General features: G+C 66.8%; 13 protein-coding genes. 2 read left to right on the forward strand and 11 right to left on the reverse strand.

The window, feature by feature from the left end; genetic code table 11:
- Positions 1-11: 11 nt before the first annotated feature.
- The 8 genes from INQ40_RS04300 to INQ40_RS04335 form a co-directional block, all read right to left on the reverse strand.
- A complete protein-coding gene (locus INQ40_RS04300; protein WP_194341982.1) occupies positions 12-2,339 on the reverse strand; it encodes a catecholate siderophore receptor Fiu in 2,328 nt (775 codons plus the stop codon).
- A 252-nt stretch (positions 2,340-2,591) separates the two neighbouring features.
- On the reverse strand, positions 2,592-2,912 hold the full coding sequence (locus INQ40_RS04305; protein WP_194341983.1) for a non-heme iron oxygenase ferredoxin subunit: 321 nt from the start codon (positions 2,910-2,912) through the stop codon (positions 2,592-2,594).
- The gene (locus INQ40_RS04310) at positions 2,905-3,504 is read right to left on the reverse strand and encodes an N-acetyltransferase (RefSeq protein ID WP_194341984.1); all 600 of its coding nucleotides are present in this window, start codon (positions 3,502-3,504) and stop codon (positions 2,905-2,907) included. The genes INQ40_RS04305 and INQ40_RS04310 overlap by 8 nt, the downstream gene beginning before the upstream one ends.
- Entirely contained in the window at positions 3,501-4,778 is a 1,278-nt protein-coding gene (locus INQ40_RS04315) for a cysteine desulfurase (protein WP_194341985.1), read from the reverse strand. The genes INQ40_RS04310 and INQ40_RS04315 overlap by 4 nt, the downstream gene beginning before the upstream one ends.
- Positions 4,775-6,067, reverse strand: a complete 1,293-nt coding sequence (gene sufD, locus INQ40_RS04320) for a Fe-S cluster assembly protein SufD (protein WP_194341986.1) — start codon at positions 6,065-6,067, stop codon at positions 4,775-4,777. The genes INQ40_RS04315 and sufD overlap by 4 nt, the downstream gene beginning before the upstream one ends.
- Entirely contained in the window at positions 6,067-6,843 is a 777-nt protein-coding gene (sufC, locus tag INQ40_RS04325) for a Fe-S cluster assembly ATPase SufC (protein WP_194341987.1), read from the reverse strand. The genes sufD and sufC overlap by 1 nt, the downstream gene beginning before the upstream one ends.
- A gap of 80 nt (positions 6,844-6,923) precedes the next feature.
- Positions 6,924-8,414 carry a Fe-S cluster assembly protein SufB gene (gene sufB / locus INQ40_RS04330; RefSeq protein WP_194341988.1) on the reverse strand — a complete coding sequence of 497 codons (1,491 nt, stop codon included), beginning with the start codon at positions 8,412-8,414 and terminating at the stop codon, positions 6,924-6,926.
- A 46-nt stretch (positions 8,415-8,460) separates the two neighbouring features.
- Positions 8,461-8,925 (reverse strand): SUF system Fe-S cluster assembly regulator, encoded by a 465-nt coding sequence (locus tag INQ40_RS04335; RefSeq protein ID WP_194341989.1) that lies wholly within the window; start codon positions 8,923-8,925, stop codon positions 8,461-8,463.
- A 174-nt stretch (positions 8,926-9,099) separates the two neighbouring features.
- Between INQ40_RS04335 and INQ40_RS04340 the strand changes: the two genes are divergently transcribed.
- Together INQ40_RS04340 and INQ40_RS04345 are read left to right on the forward strand one after the other, a co-directional pair.
- A complete protein-coding gene (locus tag INQ40_RS04340) occupies positions 9,100-9,591 on the forward strand; it encodes an SET domain-containing protein-lysine N-methyltransferase (protein WP_194341990.1) in 492 nt (163 codons plus the stop codon).
- A 109-nt stretch (positions 9,592-9,700) separates the two neighbouring features.
- Complete coding sequence (locus INQ40_RS04345) at positions 9,701-10,501, forward strand: 3-hydroxybutyrate dehydrogenase (RefSeq protein WP_194341991.1); 801 nt, start codon at positions 9,701-9,703, stop codon at positions 10,499-10,501.
- Between the two features lie 34 nt (positions 10,502-10,535).
- Here INQ40_RS04345 and INQ40_RS04350 read toward each other — a convergent pair whose 3' ends face one another.
- The 3 genes from INQ40_RS04350 to INQ40_RS04360 form a co-directional block, all read right to left on the reverse strand.
- Positions 10,536-11,015 carry a PIN domain-containing protein gene (locus tag INQ40_RS04350; RefSeq protein ID WP_194341992.1) on the reverse strand — a complete coding sequence of 160 codons (480 nt, stop codon included), beginning with the start codon at positions 11,013-11,015 and terminating at the stop codon, positions 10,536-10,538.
- Positions 11,016-11,054: 39 nt separating this feature from the next.
- The gene (locus tag INQ40_RS04355; RefSeq protein ID WP_193986549.1) at positions 11,055-11,612 is read right to left on the reverse strand and encodes a DUF1439 domain-containing protein; all 558 of its coding nucleotides are present in this window, start codon (positions 11,610-11,612) and stop codon (positions 11,055-11,057) included.
- A gap of 130 nt (positions 11,613-11,742) precedes the next feature.
- Positions 11,743-12,618: a PhzF family phenazine biosynthesis protein gene (locus tag INQ40_RS04360; protein ID WP_194341993.1), complete on the reverse strand. Its 876-nt coding sequence runs from the start codon at positions 12,616-12,618 to the stop codon at positions 11,743-11,745.
- Between the last annotated feature and the right edge of the window lie 127 nt (positions 12,619-12,745).

Here is a 12,745-nt window from a genome sequence, read left to right on the forward strand (position 1 = left end):
GCGGGCTCCGATCAGAAGTCGTAGTTGACGGTGAACATCATCGAGCGCGGCGTGCCGGGGGTGTAGCGGTAGCCGCTCTTGTTGATCGCGGCCACATAGTCCTTGTCCAGCAGGTTGTACAGGTTCAGGCGCAGATCCAGATTGGGCGATACGGCATAGCTGGCGACGGCGTCGACCACCCAGTAATCCTTGGTGTACGCCGGGGTGCCCACCGCGCCGTCCACGCCGCGCTTGAGCTCGCCGGAGTAGCGCGCGCCGCCGCCGATGGTCAGCCCGTTGGGGAAATCGTAGGTCGACCAAGCGGTGAACGCGCGCTTGGGCGTGTAGGTCAGGTCGGTGGATCCGTCGGTGCTTACCGCCGGACCCGACAGCACGTCGGTGTCCATCACCGTGAACCCGGTCGACACCGACCACGCATCGGTCACTTGGCCAACCGCGCTGAGCTCCACGCCGCGGACCCGCTTGCGGCCGGTCTGGTAGTACTGTTGATCGACCGGATCGCGGATGAGCTCGTTGCTGATGCGGGTGTCGTAGAGCGCGGCGGTGAGCATCAGGCGCTGGTCGAGGACGTTCCACTTGGTGCCGATCTCGGCAGTGCGGGCTTTTTGCGGGTCGAGTGCCGGGTTGTCGGGACTGCGGTCCGCGTCGCTCAATTCCAGGCTCCCACCGCCGGGCGGTTGCTGGGCGACCGCGTAGTTGGCGTAGAAGCTGCCGTTGGCCACCGGCTTGTAGAGCGCACCGAGCTTCCAGTTCAGCAGCGTGTCGGAGATGCGCGCATCCACCCCGGGCACGATGGAGCCTTCATCGAGCAGTCCGCAATCCGGGCCGCGACGACCACCGCAGGGCACGGTGCTCTGGAACTGCGTCTTGTAACGGTCGGCGCGCACACCGCCGTTGAGCTGCCATTGCTCGTTGAACGCGATGGTGTCGAACACGTACGCCGCCACGGTGTCCGTGCGACCTTCGCCGCGGGCGCCGCTGCGCTCCCACTGCAGGCCGGTCACGTCGGGATTCGGTCGATACAGGTTGACGGCCGGCCACGCCGTGCCACTCACGGCGCGCATGCCGTGGGTGTCGAGCTCTTCGCGGGTCAGCTCAATCCCGGCGCTGAGGTCGTGCGGCAATCCGCCAGCGTCGAACCGGGTCGCCAGCGCGGTCTGGTTGGTCATGATCGTGTTGCGCTGGTTCTTGAACGTCGGCAGCGAGCGCGCCACAGTCCAGCCGGAAGGGTCATCAAGGTCCGGCGTGACCAGGTTGGCGGCCGAACCCATGAACGCCGTCAGCAGGTAGTCCTGCTTGGTGCTGCCCCAGCGGGTGGTATTGATGAGTTGCGTCGCGTCGGAAAGGTCGTGCTCGATGCGCAGCGTCGCCATGTCGGCGGTGACGTCGTCGTAGTCCGACAGAGTGCCGTAGAAGTTGCTGGACGCGACCGGGTCGACATCGCCGAGCTGCGGACGGCTCGGATCGGGCGAGCTGTAGCCGGGCAGGCCGATCGTTGGCACGCCGCCGTCGGGCAGGTGGTCCTGCTGGACGTGCAGCAGATTCAGGGTGGTGCGCGTCGGGGTGCCCAGGCCGAAAGCCAGCGATGGAGCGATCGCCCAGCGCTTGTTCTCGATCGTGTCGCGACCGGGAACGCCACTGTCCTGCGCCATCAGGTTCAGGCGCAGCGCGCTCGTGCCACCCAGGGTCTGGTTCCAGTCCGCGGTGACGCGCTTCTGGTCGGCGCTGCCGTAGGACGCACTGACCGAAGTACGGTCGTGGCCGTGGGCCTGCTTGCTGACCAGGTTGATCGCGCCGGTCGGGGCGGTGCGGCCGTTGTCGGTGCCCGCCGGGCCCTTGGCCACCTCGATCTGCTCGATGTTGAACACGTCGCGCGAGATCGATCCCAGGTCGCGCACGCCGTCGACAAAAATGCTGCCTGAGGTGTCAAAACCGCGCAGGTAGATCGCATCGCCGGTCGTCGTGTTGCCGTTCTCGCCCGCGTAGAAAGTGCCGACGCCGGGGCTGTTGCGCAGCGCTTCGGTGAGGTTGGTCGCGCCCTGCTCATTGAACAGGTCGCTGCCGATCACGTTGATGGTCTGGGTGGTGTCCAGAAGCGGCTGGCTGAACTTCGGCGAGGACAGTTGGCCCGAGGAATACACCTTGCCGCGCTTGCCCTCGACGTGGACCGTCTCGAAATCGGTGGCGTCGGCGGCAGGGCCACCGGTCGACTGCGCCGATGCGGCCAGCGGCGCCGCCAGGACCAGGCCGGTCAGCAGCGAGACCGACAGGCTGGAAGGTTGGCCGAAGCCCGGTTTGCGGAGAGACACGGGATGCTTGCGACTGGTGATCGGGGACATTCGGATGCCTTGTGGGGAGCCAGGCGTGACGCGGCCGCGCGGGCGCATCACCACTCTGGTTTGATTGAAGGAAAGCCCCGCGATGGCACCGGATCCGTTGGGATCAGAGGATCGTGAATACGGTCTGGCGCCGCTGCAGGAACGGCGCAATGTTAAACGCAATCGAGAATCGTTCGCAATAGCGCAAGGCGAAACCGGATGACGGATCGGCGCTTGGCGGGCGTTTGTCGAACGGCAAACGGCGGCGCCGACTCAGCGGTCGTCGCGGGTCCAGACCTTGTCGTCTTCGACCTTGACCGGGAACTTCACCACCGGCTCGTAAGCAGGCGCACACAGGGCGCTGCCGTCGCGCACGTCGAACTTCGCGCCGTGGAGAACGCATTCCACGGTCGCCGTGTCGCCATCGAAACGGCCGGCCGAGAGCTCGAAGTCTTCATGCGAGCACTTGTCTTCAAACGCGTAGAACGTGCCATCAAAGTTGACCACCATGATCGGCGTGTCGCCGTCCCAGGCGACGGTGGATTCGCCGGGAAGCAGCTCGGCGGTGCTGCAGACCAGGGTCCATTCACTCATCGCCGGGCACCCCCGTGTTGGGCGCAGTGCGCAGGCGCTTTTCGAGGATTTCAAAACGCAGGTCCGCGCGGCGGGGAAGGCCGAAGCGCTCGTCGCCGTAGGGAAAAGGCTTGTGGATTCCCGTGCGCCGGTAGCCGCGGCGTTGGTAGAAGCCGATCAGTTCCTCGCGAACATCGATCACGCTCATGCGCATCAGAGGCAGCTGCCATTCGTCGCGGACGAGGCGCTCGGCCTCGTCCATCACGGCCTTGCCGACACCGCTGCCCTGCAACTGGGGCCGAACCGCGAACATGCCGAACTGTGCGGCTTCAGAGGGGCTGTCATCGTCGGGAGCGATGTAGGCGCAGGCGACGATACCGGCCGGGTCGGTGTCGACGTCGCCCGGCCTCTCGGCCACCAGCAGCATGCTGTCGGCACGCGCCAGGCAGGCCTGAAGGTCGGCGACGTCGGTGCGCTGGCCGTCCAGCAGATCGGCCTCGGTGGTCCAACCGGCCCGGCTCGACTCGCCGCGGTAGGCGGACTGGACCAGCGCCAGCAACCCGTCGAGGTCGGCAGCCGTCGCCGCGCGGAAGTGCAGGGCGGCCGCGTTCATGCCAGCAGGTTTCTCACCTTGCCCAGCGCGGCAACGAAGACGTCGATCTCCTCGAACGTGTTGTAGAACGCAAACGACGCCCGGCAGGTGGCCGGAACGCCGAAGTGGTGCATCAGCGGGTGCGCGCAATGGTGACCCGAGCGCACGGCAACGCCTTCCAGGTCGAGCAACGTGGCCAGATCGTGGGCGTGGGCGCCTTCGACCAGGAAGCTGATCACCGCCGCCTTCTCGCGTGCCTTGCCGAAGATCCGCACACCCGGCACCTTCTCCAGCGCGCCGGTGGCGTAATCGAGCAGCGCCTGTTCGCGCGCCGCGATGTTGTCCATCCCGATCGCGTCCAGGTAATCCACCGCGGCGCCGAGTCCGACGAAGCCGGCGATGTTCGGCGTGCCCGCCTCGAACTTGTGTGGCGCATCGTTGAACACGGTGCCCTCGAAACTGACCTCGCGGATCATCTCGCCGCCGCCTAGGAAGGGCGGCATGGCCTTCAGGTGCTCGGGGCGTGCCCACAGCACGCCGGTGCCGGTTGGGCCGGCCATCTTGTGGCCGGTGAGGGCGTAGAAGTCGCACCCCAGGGCGGCCACATCAAGCGCCAAGTGCGGCGCGGCTTGCGAGCCGTCCACGAGCGTGGTGATGCCGCGCTTGCGCGCCTGCCTGCAGATCTCGCGCACCGGATTGACCGTGCCGAGCACGTTGGAGACGTGGGTGAAGGCGAGCAGCTTCACCTCGGGTGTCAGCAGCGAATACAGGTGCTCCAGTTCCAGGTCCCCGCGCTCGTCCAGGTTGGCGACCTTGAGCACGGCGCCGGTGCGCTCGGCGACCAGCTGCCACGGCACGATGTTGGCGTGGTGCTCCATCCGCGTCAGCACGATGGCATCGCCCGGCTGCAGCCGGGGCAAGGCCCAACTGTAGGCGACCAGGTTGATCGCAAAGGTGGTCCCGCTGCACAGCACCAGCTCGTCGCTGCGCACGTTGAGGAAGCGGGCCAGCTTGCGGCGCGCGCCCTCGTAGGCCTCGGTGGCCTCCGAGCCGAGCGCATGCACTGCGCGGCTGACGTTGGCGTTGTGGTGGCGGTAGAAGTCGTCGACCGCCTCGATCACCGCCGCCGGCTTCTGGCCGGTGTTGGCCGAATCCAGGTACACCAGCGGCTTGCCGTGGACCTGGCGGGTCAGCAGCGGGAAGTCGGCGCGGATCCTCGCCCAGTCAACCGCAACCGGACCGGTTGCAGGCGCCGCGGGTGCCTGCGGCGCATTGCCTGACGCCGCGGCGGTCATGCCGGAATGGACCGTTCAAGCGCGTGGTCGAGTCGGGCCAGCGCCGCATCGCGCATGCCGGTGTCCTCCAGCACGGACAGGGTCTCGCGGCAGAACGCGGCGGTCAGGATCTGCCGCGCCTGCTCGGACGGCAGGCCGCGCGTGCGCAGGTAGAACATCGCGGTGGGATCCAGCTGCCCCACCGTGGCGCCATGGGCGGCCTGGACCTCGTCGGCGTGGATGACCAGCACCGGCTGGGTGTCGATCTCCGCGCCTTCGCTGAGCAGCAGGTTCTTGTTGGAGAGCATGGCGTCACTGCCATCAGCGCCCTGGCGGATCTGGATGCCACCGTGGAAGACCACGCGCGAGCGCCCCGAGCCGATGCCTCGCCAGACCAGTTCGCAGGTGCTGTCGCGCCCTGCATGATCAATCCCCAGACGGGTGTCCAGATGACGCTTGCCGTCGGCCAGCAACACGCCGTTGGCGTGCACGTGCGAGCGCTCGCCCAGCAGCACCACGTTGAGCTCGTGGCGCGACAGGCCGGCACCGAGTTCGAGGTCGATGCGGCGGTACTCGGCGTCCTCGCCCACGACGGCATCGGTGCGGTGGATGAGGGTCGCGCCGGCCGACTCGTCCTGCAGGCGCGCGTGCGACAGGCGGGCACTCTTGCCCAGCTGCACCTGCAGGATCGAGTTGGCGAAATGGCGGTGCTCGCCGGCCATTAACTGATGCTCGACCACGTTCAGGCGCGCGCCCTCGCCAAGCTCGATCAGGTGACGCAGGTGCCAAGCCTGGTCGCTGGCATCGCCGGTGCCGACGAAGACCAGATGAACCGCCTGGGCTGGCTGCTCGTTGGCGTCCACCCGCAGGACGACGCCCTCGGCGGCGAGCGCCGCATTGAGCCTGGCGAACACTTCGTCGCTGCGATCATAGCTGCGCTGCATGAAGCCGGCGGCGTCGGTTTCACCTTCGTCAAGCACCTCGGAGAGGCGCTGAAGGGTGACACCCGCGGGCAGCCCTGCGATGTCGGAGCCGGCCTCGTGGTAGCGACCGTTGACGAACACGATGCGCGGCGAGGGGATCGCCTCAAGCACCGCAGGATCGATCGCGGGAGCGACGTCGACAGACTCGAACGTGCGCCGCTCAAGCGCGCGCAGTGGCGTGTACTTCCAAGCCTCCACACGCGCGTGCGGCAGGCCGTCGCGCATCGCGGCGTCGAGGGCCGCACGTCGCGCCCCGCCCAGACCGGCGGCGTCGCGCGACCGCAGGGTGTCGAAAGGAGCCGCCAGCGAATCCAGCAATGCGCTCATCAGGCCACCGCCTCCGGTGCGTCGTCAGGGGCGATGCGCCCCTTGATCCACTCGTAGCCGTGCTCTTCCAGCTGCAGTGCCAGTTCCGGCCCGCCGGATTCCACGATCCGGCCGTTGGCCAGCACGTGCACCACGTCGGGCTTGATGTAGTCCAGCAGCCGCTGATAGTGGGTGATCACCAGGAACATCCGGTCCGGCGAGCGCAGCGCGTTGACGCCTTCGGCCACCGTCTTCAGGGCGTCGATGTCCAGGCCCGAATCGGTCTCGTCCAGGATCGCCAGCTTCGGCTCCAGCAGCGCCAGCTGGAAGATCTCGTTGCGCTTCTTCTCGCCGCCCGAGAAGCCCTCGTTGACGCCGCGATGCAGCAGTTCGTCCTTCAGGTCCAGCACGGCGAGCTTCTCGCGCACCAGCTTGAGGAACTGCATCGAGTCGATTTCGGTCTCCCCACGCGCCTTGCGCTGGGCATTCAAGGCCGTGCGCAGGAAGTAGGTGTTGTTCACGCCCGGGATCTCGACCGGGTACTGGAACGCCAGGAACACGCCCAGTGCAGCACGCTCCTCGGGCTCCATGGTCAGCAGGTCCTGGCCCATGAAGGTCACCGAGCCGGCGGTGATGTCATAGCCTTCTCGACCGGCGATGACGTTGCCCAGCGTGGACTTGCCCGAGCCGTTGGGGCCCATGATCGCGTGCACCTTGCCCGGCTGCAGCTCCAGGTCCAGGCCCTTGAGGATTTCCTTGTCGCCGATGGAGACGTGGAGGTTTTCAATTTTCAGCATGATGGTTTTTTTCTCGTGTCCCGCCAGGCGGGAAAAAATGTCGGGTCCGGCAGTGGCTGCCGTCGCAAGCGGTGTCGGAATCAGCCGACCGCGCCTTCCAGGCTCACTTCCAGCAAGGCCTTCGCCTCGACGGCGAATTCCATCGGCAGCTCGCGGAAGACCTGCTTGCAGAAGCCGTCGACGATCATCGACACCGCGTCTTCCTCGCCGATGCCGCGCGCGCGGCAGTAGAACAACTGGTCGTCGCTGATCTTGGAGGTGGTTGCCTCGTGCTCGACGGTCGCGGTGGGGTTGCGCACCTCGATATACGGGAAGGTATGCGCCCCGCATTTCTTGCCGATCAGCAGCGAGTCGCACTGGGTGTAGTTGCGCGCGCCCTCGGCGCTGGAGGTCATCTTGACCAGGCCGCGGTAGGTGTTCTGGCCGCGGCCGGCGCTGATGCCCTTGCTGATGATCGTCGACTTGGTGCGCTTGCCGATGTGGATCATCTTGGTGCCGGTATCGGCCTGCTGGCGGTGGTGGGTCAGCGCGACGGAGTGGAACTCGCCGGTGGAGTCATCGCCGATCAGCACGCATGACGGGTACTTCCAGGTGATCGCCGAGCCGGTCTCGACCTGGGTCCAGTGGATCCGGCTGCGCGCGCCGCGGCACTCGCCGCGCTTGGTCACGAAATTGTAGATGCCACCGACGCCGTTCTCGTCACCCGGGTACCAGTTCTGCACGGTGGAGTACTTGATGTCGGACTCCTCCAGCGCGACCAGCTCGACCACCGCCGCGTGCAGCTGGTTCTCGTCACGCATGGGCGCGGTGCAGCCTTCCAGATAGGAGACCTTGCCCCCGTCCTCGCAGATGATCAGCGTGCGCTCGAACTGGCCGGTATGGCCGGCGTTGATGCGGAAGTAGGTGCTCAACTCCATCGGGCACTTCACGCCCGCCGGGATGAACACGAAGCTGCCATCGGAGAACACCGCCGAATTCAGCGCGGCAAAGTAGTTGTCACCCACCGGCACCACGGTGCCCAGGTATTTGCGGACCAGCTCGGGATGGTTCTTGATCGCCTCCGACATCGAGCAGAAGATGATCCCCTTCTCGGTCAGCTCCTTGTGCACCGTGGTGCCCACCGAGACCGAGTCGAACACCACGTCCACCGCGACGCCGGCGAGCTTGGCGCGCTCGTGCAACGGGATGCCGAGCTTGTCGTAGGTGTCGATCAACTCCTGCGGCACCTCGTCCAGCGACTTGTATTTGGGTCCCTTGGGCGCGGAGTAGTAGCTGAGCGCCTGCAGATCGATCGGTGCGATGTCAAGCTTGGCCCAGTCCGGCATCGGCATCGTCAGCCAATGGCGGTAGGCCTCCAGGCGCCACTGCGTCATCCACTCGGGCTCTTCCTTGATCGCGGAAAGCTGGCGGATGATGTCCTCGTTCAGACCCGGCGGCAGGCTGGTTGTCTCGATGTCGGTGATGAAGCCGGCTTCGTAGGTCCGTCCAAGCTGGGCATGGATCTCGCGGTTGGTGTCATCGCCCGGCGGTCGCGCCGGTGCGGTCGGAGTGTCGATTGTCTGGGTGGCCATTGGCTGCCTGTCCTGTGTTCAGATACGGGTGTGTCGAATTCGGGGTTCAGATGTTGGCCAGTCGCACGTCAATGCGCCTGGGACCGGGAGCCGCGACACTGGCGGGACGCGGTGGAACCAGCATCTGCGCCAGGCTGACCGAGCGCAGCGCGTCGGCGACCACATCGTTGATGTGGCGCCAATTCGCACGTACATGGCAGGAGTCCTGGATGCCGCAGTTGCCTTCGTGGATGCTGCACTCGGTCATCGCCAGCGGGCCTTCCATCGCCTCGACGATTTCCACCAGGCTGATGGCTTCGGGCGCACGGGCCAGCCGGTAGCCGCCATTGGCGCCGCGGAAGCCGTCCACCAGCCCGGCCTGGGCCAGCGGCTTGAGCAGCTTGCTGACGGTCGGGGTCTCCAGTCCGGCTCGCTCCGCCAGCTCCGGCGCGCTGAGCACCTGCGACGGGTTCGCCGCCAGCGTGGTCAGCACCAGGGTGGCGTAGTCGGTGAGCTTGGTGACCCGCAACATGCGTTCTCCTCAATCAGTACCGTTATTGTACGGATTGTTGGTCGCCGTTCCAAGCGGGCCGGCGATCTGCCTGTTCAGACGCGCAGGCGGGGTGCCGGTCGGAGGTCGCACCTGCTATGGCGTGTCACCGCAGCTGGGCCACAATAGGGGATCGTCTCCAGCTGGAACCGTCGCATGCCGCGCAAGATCATCGCCCGCCATTCCGCCATCCACGGCAACGGCGTGTTCGCCATCGCACCGATCGCCAAGGGCGAGCGGATCGTGGAATACACCGGTACGCGCCGCACGCACGCGGACGTTGACGCCGGCGACAGTGGCGATGCCTCGTCCGGACACACGTTCTTTTTCACCCTCAACGACGAGTACGTGATCGACGGCAACGTGAAGGGCGGGGTGGCGCGCTGGATCAACCACAGCTGCGAGCCCAACTGCGAGGCGCTGCTGGTCGAGCACGAGGGTGAGGATCGCAGCCTGGACCGCGTGTTCATCGAGGCGATCAGCGACATCGAGCCGGGCGACGAGCTGGTCTACAACTACGGCATCACCCTGGCCGAGGCGCACACGCCGAAGATGAAGCGGATCTGGGCCTGCTACTGCGGCGCCGATACCTGCACCGGGACGATCCTGCAGCCCAAGTCCAAGCCGCGCGGCAAGCTCAAGAGCTGACGGCCCGGCGCCGGCACAATTGGACATAGGTGCACCCCCGGACCGCGCGTGACACGTCCACCGACTGGTTAAGATCGACGGTCCCTTTGCACGGTTCCAGGAGTCCGTCATGAGTTCGATCCAGGGCAAGGTCGCCGTTGTCACCGGCGCGGCCAGCGGCATCGGCAAGGAGATCGCGTTCGAGCTGTCGCGTGCCGGTGCGCGGGTGGTGATTGCGGACATCAACCTGGACGGCGCCAGCGCGGTGGCCGAGGAAATCCGGGATGCCGGCGGCGACGCGATGGGTATCGCGATGGACGTCACCGACGAGGCCGCGGTCAATGCCGGCATCGAAGCGGCCGTGGCGGCGCTGGGCCCGATCGACATCCTGGTATCCAACGCGGGCATCCAGATCGTCAATCCGATCGAGAGCTACGCGTTTGCCGACTGGAAGAAGATGCTCGCGATCCACCTGGATGGGGCGTTCCTGACCACCAAGGCGGTGCTGCCGCACATGTACCGCGACGACGGCCAGGGCGGAAGCCGCGGCGGCGTGGTGATCTATATGGGCTCGGTGCACTCGCACGAGGCGTCGAAGTTGAAGGCGCCGTACGTCACCGCCAAGCACGGGCTGTTGGGGCTGGCGCGCGTGCTGGCCAAGGAGGGCGGCAGCCGCGGGGTGCGCAGCCACGTCGTCTGCCCGGGATTTGTGCGTACGCCGCTGGTGGACAAGCAGATTCCCGAGCAGGCAAAAGAGCTCGGTATCAGCGAGGAGGAAGTCGTCAGGAAGGTCATGCTGGGACAGACCGTCGATGGCATCTTCACCACCGTCGAGGATGTCGCGCAGACGGTGCGCTTCCTGGCCGAATTCCCCAGCGCGGCGCTGACCGGGCAGAGCATCGTAGTCAGCCACGGCTGGTACATGCAGTAACGGGACGAACCGGGTCTGCACCTCGCTGCAGCGGCTATGACACAAGCGGCGAGACGAATTCATTCGACCACGCGTGCGGGGTCATCACGGAAAAGAGCCCGAGCCGCCGGCAGCGTTTCGCCAGCACGAGGAGGTCGCGATCGCGGCTGAGCAACCAGCGCGCACCCGCGTCCCGCGCCAGTTCGAGAAACTTCTGGTCGTCAGGGTCGCTGCAGCGTGGCAGCGGCGAATCTGCCGTCATTGATCTCGCAGCCCCGGGAGCAGCGGCGACGTCCGCAACCAGAGCGTCAAACGAATCGATCAATTCCCCTTGGCGCCGCGGATCCAGACGCAACACGGGGTAGGCGAGTACGCGCCGCCACTCCGCGCGCGTGTCGGCGTTGGCCACCCCGATGAGCCGGCCCGATATCAATGCCTGCGCCAAGGTGGCGACACCTGGATCGTCGAACAGCAGCAGGTCGAGGCAGACGTTGGTGTCCAGAACGATCCGTTCTGCGCCGCACAATGCGTCCATTGAGACGCCCGGCCTGTTCAACCCGACGCGCGAACCGAACTACTGCGAGACATCCAGGGTCACCACGCCGTTGTCGATCCGGGCCGCACCGATGCGACGCGACACCAGTCGCTGGACCAGATCCTGGTCGAGCCGGTAGATCGGCTCGTCCTCGGCGAATGCGGCCAGCCAGGCATTGATGAGGTCCCGTGACGACGCGTTGAGTGCGCTGCCCGCATTCTCGATGGCCTCGATTTTCGGATCCTGCAGGTGCAGCCCGAGCGTGTGGCCGTCAAAGCGCAGGCCGCTGGAGACCACGATGCGCCCGAGCGGTCGCGCCTGGCTGCTGGCAGCCGTCAGCGCGGTTGCGTCCAGGCTCAAGCGGAGGCGGCTGCTGTCGTAGGGAATCGACAGGCTGGGTTTGTCAAGCCGCAGCGTGACCAGGCCGGCGAGTTTGTCGTATTCCTTCGGAAAGCTCCGGTCCAGCGAGCGCTGCAGTTGCGGCTGGGTAAAAGTCACCTGGCTGCCGAGCATGGAGCCAAACGTATTGAGGGTGGAGCAGCCGGCAACCACGATCAGGGCCACGGCAAGGCACACGACAACAACGGCTGTACGCATGAAAACTCCTTCAACGAAATACCGGACCGTCAGCCAGTCGTGGGACCGGCAGGGGTGCCGGCGACACGGGTTGCCGGCCTGCTGATCCTAGCGCCTGTCGCGGTGCCATGCGCCTGCCTTGTCGCTCGCGCTACCAGTCGATGGTGCCGCTGACGATCGGGCAGACCCGGCCTCCCGACCAGATCTCGCCATCCTCGTCCACGCGCAGGTGCAGGCGCGCGTCGAATCCCACCTCGCGCCCCTGGCTGGCCACGTAGCGCCCGTCGCGACCGGGCAGGGCATCGTTCGCGCGCAGCCAGGCGGCGAGCACGGCATTGGCGGCTCCCGACGCGGCGTCCTCGAACGGGGTGCCGGCGCCGACGAAAGCACGCACCGCCAGGTCGTGGTCGCCGCCGGTTGCACGGGCGAAGGCCAGCACGCCCATGGAATCCGAGCTGGCCGCCAGTTCCGCGATCGCAGCCCAGTCCGGCGTGGCCGACCGCAATCCCGCCTCGCTGGCCAGCTCCGCCACCCACCAGCGCCGCCCGCCGTCCATCAGGGCCGGCGGCAGGCCGCCTAGGGGCAAGCCGCGCAGCGCCGCTGCCAGCGTCGTGTCGTCCGCGCGCCCGACCTGGGCCACCCGCGCCGTCGGCGTGCGCACGGCGATGGATCGCTGGCCGTCGTGGTCGTCCACCTGCAGCGGCAACAGGCCCGTCATGCCTTCCTGCACGATGCGGCCGCAAGTCAACCCGGCCATCCCCGCCTGCAGCACCGCATACGCCGTGCCGATGCTGGGGTGACCCGCGAAGGGGACCTCGCGGTCGGGGGCGAACATGCGGATGCGGTAATCCGCGCCGGCGCTGACGGGCGCAAACACGAAGGTCGTTTCCGGGCGGTCCGACCAGCGGGCGATCGCCTGCATCGTTGCTGCATCCAGGCCGTCAGTGTCGAGCACTACGGCCAAAGGGTTTCCGGCACCGGGCCGGTCGGCGAACACGTCCAGTTGCAGGTAGCGGCGCTGGGTCATCGTTGCTGGCGTCCTTTGTTGAACAAGGGCTGGATTGCACGGCGGTGGCTGGGCGCGGCCGGGCAGTGGAGTCTAGTGGGTATGCCGCGGTCCCGGTTTCTTTGCAGCCGCGGTTACGCCGCGCGCG

The sequence above is a fragment of the Lysobacter sp. H21R4 genome (genome assembly GCF_015277535.1).
Lineage (GTDB): Bacteria > Pseudomonadota > Gammaproteobacteria > Xanthomonadales > Xanthomonadaceae > Novilysobacter > Novilysobacter ciconiae.

Coding starts and splice junctions, on each gene's coding strand:
- INQ40_RS04300 (WP_194341982.1), bottom strand. CDS start 2,339: ATGTCCCCGATCACCAGTCGCAAGCATCCCGTGTCTCTCCGCAAACCG.
- INQ40_RS04305 (WP_194341983.1), bottom strand. CDS start 2,912: ATGAGTGAATGGACCCTGGTCTGCAGCACCGCCGAGCTGCTTCCCGGC.
- INQ40_RS04310 (WP_194341984.1), bottom strand. CDS start 3,504: ATGAACGCGGCCGCCCTGCACTTCCGCGCGGCGACGGCTGCCGACCTC.
- INQ40_RS04315 (WP_194341985.1), bottom strand. CDS start 4,778: ATGACCGCCGCGGCGTCAGGCAATGCGCCGCAGGCACCCGCGGCGCCT.
- sufD (WP_194341986.1), bottom strand. CDS start 6,067: ATGAGCGCATTGCTGGATTCGCTGGCGGCTCCTTTCGACACCCTGCGG.
- sufC (WP_194341987.1), bottom strand. CDS start 6,843: ATGCTGAAAATTGAAAACCTCCACGTCTCCATCGGCGACAAGGAAATC.
- sufB (WP_194341988.1), bottom strand. CDS start 8,414: ATGGCCACCCAGACAATCGACACTCCGACCGCACCGGCGCGACCGCCG.
- INQ40_RS04335 (WP_194341989.1), bottom strand. CDS start 8,925: ATGTTGCGGGTCACCAAGCTCACCGACTACGCCACCCTGGTGCTGACC.
- INQ40_RS04340 (WP_194341990.1), top strand. CDS start 9,100: ATGCCGCGCAAGATCATCGCCCGCCATTCCGCCATCCACGGCAACGGC.
- INQ40_RS04345 (WP_194341991.1), top strand. CDS start 9,701: ATGAGTTCGATCCAGGGCAAGGTCGCCGTTGTCACCGGCGCGGCCAGC.
- INQ40_RS04350 (WP_194341992.1), bottom strand. CDS start 11,015: ATGGACGCATTGTGCGGCGCAGAACGGATCGTTCTGGACACCAACGTC.
- INQ40_RS04355 (WP_193986549.1), bottom strand. CDS start 11,612: ATGCGTACAGCCGTTGTTGTCGTGTGCCTTGCCGTGGCCCTGATCGTG.
- INQ40_RS04360 (WP_194341993.1), bottom strand. CDS start 12,618: ATGACCCAGCGCCGCTACCTGCAACTGGACGTGTTCGCCGACCGGCCC.